The sequence below is a fragment of the Aeromonas aquatica genome (assembly GCF_000764655.1).
Taxonomy (GTDB): domain Bacteria; phylum Pseudomonadota; class Gammaproteobacteria; order Enterobacterales; family Aeromonadaceae; genus Aeromonas; species Aeromonas aquatica.
Genome location: NZ_JRGL01000168.1, coordinates 1 through 7,496, shown reverse-complemented (window position 1 = coordinate 7,496; position 7,496 = coordinate 1). Strand labels below are relative to the sequence as shown.

Annotated in this window: 4 protein-coding genes; 3 read left to right on the top strand and 1 reads right to left on the bottom strand. The window is 54.5% G+C overall.

Going from position 1 to position 7,496, the window contains the following annotated elements; genetic code table 11:
- From LG30_RS0120870 to LG30_RS0120860, 3 genes are all read left to right on the top strand, one after another.
- Positions 1 to 3,048: beta strand repeat-containing protein (locus LG30_RS0120870; protein ID WP_033132624.1), on the top strand; the 3,048-nt coding region annotated here is incomplete at its 5' end.
- Between the two features lie 87 nt (positions 3,049 to 3,135).
- Positions 3,136 to 3,693 carry a hypothetical protein gene (locus tag LG30_RS0120865; protein WP_033132623.1) on the top strand — a complete coding sequence of 186 codons (558 nt, stop codon included), beginning with the start codon at positions 3,136 to 3,138 and terminating at the stop codon, positions 3,691 to 3,693.
- Between the two features lie 55 nt (positions 3,694 to 3,748).
- Positions 3,749 to 4,450, top strand: a complete 702-nt coding sequence (locus LG30_RS0120860) for an SIMPL domain-containing protein (protein WP_033132622.1) — start codon at positions 3,749 to 3,751, stop codon at positions 4,448 to 4,450.
- Between the two features lie 221 nt (positions 4,451 to 4,671).
- Here LG30_RS0120860 and LG30_RS0120855 read toward each other — a convergent pair.
- Positions 4,672 to 7,496 (bottom strand): Ig-like domain-containing protein (locus LG30_RS0120855; RefSeq protein ID WP_193354289.1); only part of this gene is annotated, 2,825 nt, incomplete at its 5' end.

Here is a 7,496-nt window from a genome sequence, read left to right as displayed (position 1 = left end):
TACAGCTACACCCTGAGCGCGACCATCGACAACGACAGCAAGGCGGGCGCCACGCTGACGGAGTTTGATGACAGCGTGACCATTGCGGTGAACGGGGTGGGTGGCACCAGTGCCAGCGACCAGCTGATAGTACGCATCGTGGATGACACCCCGACTGCCAATGATGATGCTGACAGTGCGACTGAAGGCGTGTTCACGGCCGTCACCGGCAACGTCATCACCGGGGCTGGTACTACGGGCGGCACGGGGGGATCGGGGGTTGACGTCAAGGGTGCGGATGACGCCGCAGTCAGCCAGGTTGTCGGCTTTGGTGGAAGCATTGACAGCAACCCGGCAGGTGGCTTCACGGTCACCGGCCAGTACGGCAACCTGACCATGGGGGTGGATGGTACATACAGCTACACCCTGACGGCCGCCTCGGTACCTGCCGGTGCGTCGGATGTGTTTACCTACACGCTCAAGGACGGTGACAACGACACAGATCCGGCAACCCTGACCATCAATATCGCGCAGGATACGCGCATCCCTGTGCTCACTATCGGCAATGCGACCGTCGATGAGGAAGGTCTGCCGGCACGTGCTGGTGAACCTGCGGGGACCGCGGCCAGTGGCAACTCCGAGATTTTCAACGGTAGCTTCTCCATCAACACGCAAGGTGAAAACCTCACGGCGTTGACCATCGATGGTCAGGTTTACAATCTGGCCGGTGGCGGCAGCCAAACCCTGATCAACAATACCCAGGGGATGCTGGTCGTGACCGGGGTGAGCGGTCCGGTTTCGGGTGTATTCACGGTGAACTACACCTACACGCTTAAAGACAACATCCTCACCCACAATGTGCAGGGGAATGCTGATACGGCCAATGGCCCCAGCTTCGTGGTGTCTGCGACGGATGCCAGCGGCGATACCGGCACTGGTACCCTTCAGGTGGTCATCAGCGATGATGCTCCGATTGCCAACGGGGCTACCAATGCAGGCCAGGCGACTCAGGCCCAGAACACGAACCTGATGCTGATCCTCGATATCTCCGGCAGTATGGGCGATCCATCGGGATATCAGGGCATGACCAGAATGCAGGTCATGCAGAAGTCGGCACTGGAGTTGCTCGACAAGTACGATGCCTACGGCAATGTGATGGTCAACATCATCACTTTCGCCACCATGGCATCCAACCCGACAGGGACCTGGGTCAGTGTCGATGCGGCTAAGGCCATCATTCTTGGGCTGTCACCAACAGATTCGACCAACTACGATGATGCGCTGAACGATGCCATCAATGCCTTCGCGGCGAGCAACAAGATTGTCGGGGCGCAGAACGTGTCCTACTTCATGTCGGATGGCTTGCCCAACGCGAGTTCCGTCAGCAACGCTGCGACTGTCCCCGACGGTTCCAACAGCTTTGGTGATAGTGATGGCATCAGTGCCGCCAATGAAAAGGACTGGACCGATTTCCTGAAGGCAAACAATATCAACTCGTTTGCTCTCGGTATGGGCTCAGGCGCTACCCAGTCGGCACTCGATCCTATCGCTTACAACGGCGTCACTGGCGCCAGTCCGGCGAATACCTCCGCTGTGGTGGTGACGGATTTCAGCCAGCTGGCGGCTACACTGCTCAGCACCGTTGTCGCGCCGCCCTTGTCCGGACAACTGATCGACGGACTGACGGCGAGCACGGGGGCGGATGGCGGCTGGATCAATTCCATCACGGTCGCGGGTGTCACTTACAGCTACAACCAGAAGACAGATGTCTCGGGCGTCACGGGGGGAGCCTCGGCCGGTTCGTTCGATACCAGCACCAACGAATGGTCAATCACGGTTGCCGGTGGCATCTTCAAGATCGATATGGATAACGGTCTGTATACCTACACACCGCCCTCTTCGATCCCGGTGGGTGGCATCAGCCAGGTGCTGGGTTACAGCGTGATCGACAACGATGGCGATACCGCGTCCAGCTCCTTGTCCCTCATCGTCAATCCGGCGGTCGGTCCCACAGTGGTGCGTGATGACTTCATCATTACCAGCCAGGATCCGTCGACCATCCCGGATTGGGCTCTGCTTGCCAACGATACGGGGCCACTTGCAGCCACCCAGACGCTCACAGGGGTCTCGGGTGCGGTCGGTGGCACTATAACCGACAACACAGGATCGGTGACGTTCGATGATGGCGCGGGCAGCGCAACGCCCAACATCTACGATGGGTCATTCAACTACACCAACAGCACGACCTCGGATACGGCCAAGGTGTTCGTGGATGTGCAGAGTGGCTCGACGCTCACCGGGGGCTACCTCGACGAGATCCTGATCGGTGGGTCGGGCAATGACACCATCAACGGCAATGCCGGCAATGACATCCTGCTCGGTGGTGCCGGTACCGACAACCTGAGTGGTGGGGAGGGGAACGACATCCTCGTCGGTGGCGCGGGCAACGATACCCTGGATGGTGGGGCAGGCAACGACACCGCCAGCTATATCGATAGTGCTGCAGGTGTCACCGTCACTGTCAATGGCGCTGGCCAGGTGACAGGTGGTGCCGGGACTGACAGTCTGAGCAACATGGAAAACCTGGTGGGCTCCATGTCCAACGACAATCTGACCGGTGATGGCAATGCCAACATCCTCAGTGGCCTTGCTGGCGACGATATCCTGAACGGTGGTGGCGGCGACGATCTGCTGATTGGCGGCACCGGGAGTGACACCATGACGGGGGGAGCTGGCAAGGATACCTTCAAGTGGATGGCGGGGGATGTTGGCGGTACAGACACCATCAAGGACTTCACCACGGGGGCGAATGGGGATGTGCTGGACCTGAGTGAGCTGTTGAACGGGGAGCACGCGAATGCGGCCTCACTGGATCAATATTTCAACTTTGCATCGGGTCCGGGTAGCAACAAGTCGACTCTGACGATCGATCTGGATGGCTCGAGTGGTGGTGTCACGACCCATACCATCTTCTTCGATAACATAGATCTGACGGTTGGCAATACCCGAACCGATCAGCAGATCATCCAGGACTTGTTGAATCAGGGCAATCTCAAGGTTGATCCCTAATCAGGCAACAGGGGCCGGGCATGCCCGGTCCCTGTTATTTGACGAAGAGGACGGATAAGATAACGGCAGTATCGGGAGAGGGTCACCATGCAGTCATTCAATTGGGTCGACATTGATGGCATTCGCTACAGCTGGGACGGGCAGGACAGCATCGTCTGCACCGGCCGTTTTGGCTATCAGGCCACTATGCAGGGCGACAAGATAAGTGCCCTCGATCTGGAGAACGAGGATGGTGAGGTAGCAGGGCGGCTCAATGTGGACTTTGCCGCCCCCCATATCAGTTTCACACCGACCGAAGATGCTCCCATGCCCCACATGATGGTGCTGGTTGGCCATGAGCAGGGGCAACAGGAATATTCGCTGCAAAGCCTGAGCGACAGCGCCCTGCAGGGGTTACTGAGCCAAGAGGACGAATTTGACTGGAGTTCGCTGGCAGTGGTGACGGCAACTGAGCCCATGCCCCCTCCCCAGGGTCATGTTCTGTCGTGGGATTCCTTTCATTTCGAAGAAGATTCGCTGCTGGGTGCCCAGGGACCTGCGCCCGTGCTCGCGAGCCGTGGCAGTCCGCTGGACGGCGAGATCAGCATCAACATCGACATGACCAATCAGGTGCTGGAACATATCCCCCCGTTGCACGATATATGAATCTCATTCGACGACGGGCATAATGACCTCCATCAAATTGATGGAGGTTTTTTCTATGTGGCGTCCCCTTCTTACCCTGTCTGCGCTGGTCGTCAGTGCCCCCTTGCTCGCCATCGAGGTACCTCAGGCTCCCCATCTGGTGGTTAGCGGCTACGCCGAACAGAAGGCCGAGCCCGATATGCTGACGCTCAATGTCTCGGTCACCGCGCTGGAGAAACAGGGCATCAAGGCCAAGCAGCAGGTCGATACCAAAGTTGCCGCCTTCTTTGGTCAGCTGGAGAGCCTCGGCATCAAGCGCAGCGATGTGGAGGCCGGTAATCTGGTGATCTCCCCAGAGTATCAATATCCCCAGAACAAGCAGCCTGAGATGGTGGGCTACCGTGCCCAGCGTCAGCTCTCCGTCAAACTCTATCAGCTCGACAAGCTGAGCCAGCTGATGGATACCTCCCTCAAGGCGGGGCTGGAGTCTGTCTCCCAGATTGAGTACGGCCTCAAGTCACCGCAAGTCATCAAGGAGCAGGCCCGTCTTGGCGCGGTGGCCGATGCTACGAACAAGGCGGAGTCTCTGGCCAAGGCGTTTGGCATGAAGCTTGGCAAGGTTTACAGCGTCGAGTACCGCAACAATACCCCGATACCGGTCTACAGCCGGGCCATGAAGGCCGCTGCGGCTCCTGCCGCCGACATGGTGGAAAACAGCTATCAACAGCAGCAGATCAGTATCACGGACAACGTGGAAGCCGTCTTCCTGCTGGAATAGCGGAATGGCCACTCGGCTCTGTTCCATCACGGCTTTCAACACAAAACCCGGGGCTGCTCACCCCGGGTTTGTTGTTTATAACGGTCATGAATAGCAAGGGAAATCTATATAGAACAGTACCTTGTAATAGGCTTTAAATGACATGTCTGCATGAAGTGAGGCAAGGCGCCTGGGAACAGACCACCTTGCCTCGGCATTGGCCAATCAGGCCATTTATACGCTTATGGAAGCACTCTATTCATGGTCGGCACGTTCTTGGCCGGCTTGGCAATAAAGTTATGATAACGCCCCATCCAGTACGGCAAGGTGTAATAACCCGGAGAAACCATTTGGTTAGGGCTCTCATCCTTGTCAATTTCACGCATTGGCCTATACGGCGTTCTCAAACTTTTCTCATCCAGGGGGAGGTCGGTGTATTTATCAAGGTCCATGGCGTCCAGATTGGTCGCTGTACCATCTTGAGATTTCAATATTGGGCAGTTAGACAACTCATCATTGACGCAAGTGCGAGCAACGTCAGGTCTAGAATTGTCATAAGCGCCCCACTGGGTTAAATCCAACGGGTGGCGTGAAAGGTTCCAGGCATTCGCCGAATTGATTTCGTTACCATATCCATCATTCAGTGTCGTTTCTGGTTGCCCTAACTGACGGACATAACTATGGAACGCATTGTCTTCATATTTAGGGCCAAGTTCCCACTGAGAGTCATACGCTGAAACCCATTTTTTATGCAACGGGGTTCCCTGAGGCTCCAGTGTGAACAAAATATAATATGCCTGTGCCATATGGCTGGCATCACCCAAGTTGTTGTACTCCCTGACCCACTCTGAAATATAAGCAGGGTCATTTTTTAGATCCTGATCACATTCAGCCGCGCCCTGTTCGCAATAGGTAGTCAACAGGTGCTCATAAGCACTCCAACGAGTCTGCGCAAGGTCTGCATAATGATAAAAATCAGACAGAGCCAATGACTGGTATTCATCTTCGAACCGTTTCTCGCCAGTGACATAGGCCGTCAACTTCATACCGGCCATCAGGAAGGTCGCATACTCGTTACGATCTTCAAATGTCCATGGATCGTTACTGAGCTTGAGTCTTGATATGTCCGACCAGCGATTGGGTTGTCCCTGAGCGTCGACCATCATATAGCCGTTGGCAATATTATGTTCTGCCCATTGACGCATGTTCTGACGGATCAACGCTTTGAGCGCGGATTCTTCAGGATTATTTTCATCCAAAATATCGTAAGCAACCCGTTGAGTGAACAGATTGGTGATCATGCCGTCATAACTGGTATCGGTGGAGAAAGCGACATCGGAACTTGTAAATACAGTCCCGGCTTCATCCTGCATGATGCTCACACAGTCTGATTGGGCCGCAAAGTCTCCCGAGCAAGCCAGCACATCAGGGATGCTTCCTTGTGCATCCACCACATAAGGCTTATTGCTCCCGATGGCGCAGTTAGCCTTAGAGGAAATGCCCGGTAAAGCCGGTGAACCATCTTTTAATAAACAGGTATTCAAATAGGGAGACTCACCACCAAAACGATTCGATGAGTAACCCAACAAGGTTGCGGTACCATCTCCATCGCGATTTCGTTGCCACGTTCCTGATGCACCCTGTGGTTTTCCATGGAACATTGCACCGTTAAGGGAGAAGTAACGAACCGGCAATCCTTCGACCATCCTTTTTGTCGTAGCAACATCCGTAATCTGTGGGTAGAGGCTGCTGCCGGAATAATTGAATGGATTGGGGTCGAGACTGTTCCAGTCATCTGCCTTGATAGGCTCCAAATTGTAAATGTCACCGTATATTTTGGTTAACCCGGTTGGCCCAAATGGATTGATATTAACTGCAAAGTCTCTCTCTTTTTTCAATGAAACAGGGCGATAGATGTCACTGTTAAGCGCCGGCAGCCTTATCTTTGCCTCAACACTACCCTGACGACCAGTAATATTTGGCAAGGCTAACATTTGCTTCAAAGATGCCAGGGCATTCTGACGTGCTTGAAAATAATCATCCCCCTCGCGTTGTTGCACGGCCCATCGCATCAGTTCACCGACGGCATAGAAACCAGTCGTAATAGGATCGCTATCCGAGTATCCCCCGGTCCAGGCAGGAGTAGAAGCAGGATCTCTGCTGACGCCCCCGGCCATAATCTGGCCACGGCGGGCGATGTTATTCTGTGTGATGTGGCTCAATATTTCGGCTTTAGTGTCGGCATCCAGATTTTCGAAATAGATGTGACTCAGACTACCATTGTTACCTTTTATCCATATTCCATTGCTACCATCGCTTGCAATGGCGATCGGGCGATCAATGGCTCCATTGTTACTCTTGGCTTTTTGAGGGTTTTTAGCAAAACCGGTAGGGGAGATAGTCGCATCCATGGGAAGGTAGCGGCTATCCATGAAGTATTGGTATTTATCAAAATATTTTTTGCTGTATGGCTCCGGTTTATAGATGGTTTTGTCCGTCCGCAGGACATAGGGCTTGCCAGATCCCACTGCGGGCGCCATGACCAGTTCCCATTTAACGAAGTCATTCTCTAACACCGTGTTTCCGGCGGCCAGCTGGCTGCTGGCCAATGCAGAGACAGGTGCCGTGACGGCATCAGCAATACTGTATCTATCAACGAATTTTTGTAATGTGTTGGGCATTGGTACTGGCGCTTGCCAAGATAACACCCCGTTGGAGGGGGTTGTGCTCATGGTCGGGTTGGCAACCACGGTAAAGTGAGCCTGGGCTGTTACCCCCGTGTTGAACCGGGAAGACACGGTGATGTTGACATCACCTGCTCTCTTGGCCTCGATCCGACCCAGTTGATCGACGTCCATGATGCTTGGGTCTGAACTTGTCCAGCGCACTCCTTGCTCCTGCAACACCGCTGATGGATCTGCAGGGGCCGACAGGTTCTCATCAGGCAACAGACTCACCTCAATGGTTCTAGCCTGACCAACAACCATTTCACAGTTTTTGGACAACCCCATTTTTATTTTGGTGGGGGCGGTTAAATCATAACGACCATCACTATTTGGTGTTGACG

Bases quoted from the DNA above. Each gene is read 5' to 3' on its own strand.
- LG30_RS0120865 (WP_033132623.1), top strand. From the start codon at position 3,136: ATGCAGTCATTCAATTGGGTCGACATTGATGGCATTCGCTACAGCTGG.
- LG30_RS0120860 (WP_033132622.1), top strand. From the start codon at position 3,749: ATGTGGCGTCCCCTTCTTACCCTGTCTGCGCTGGTCGTCAGTGCCCCC.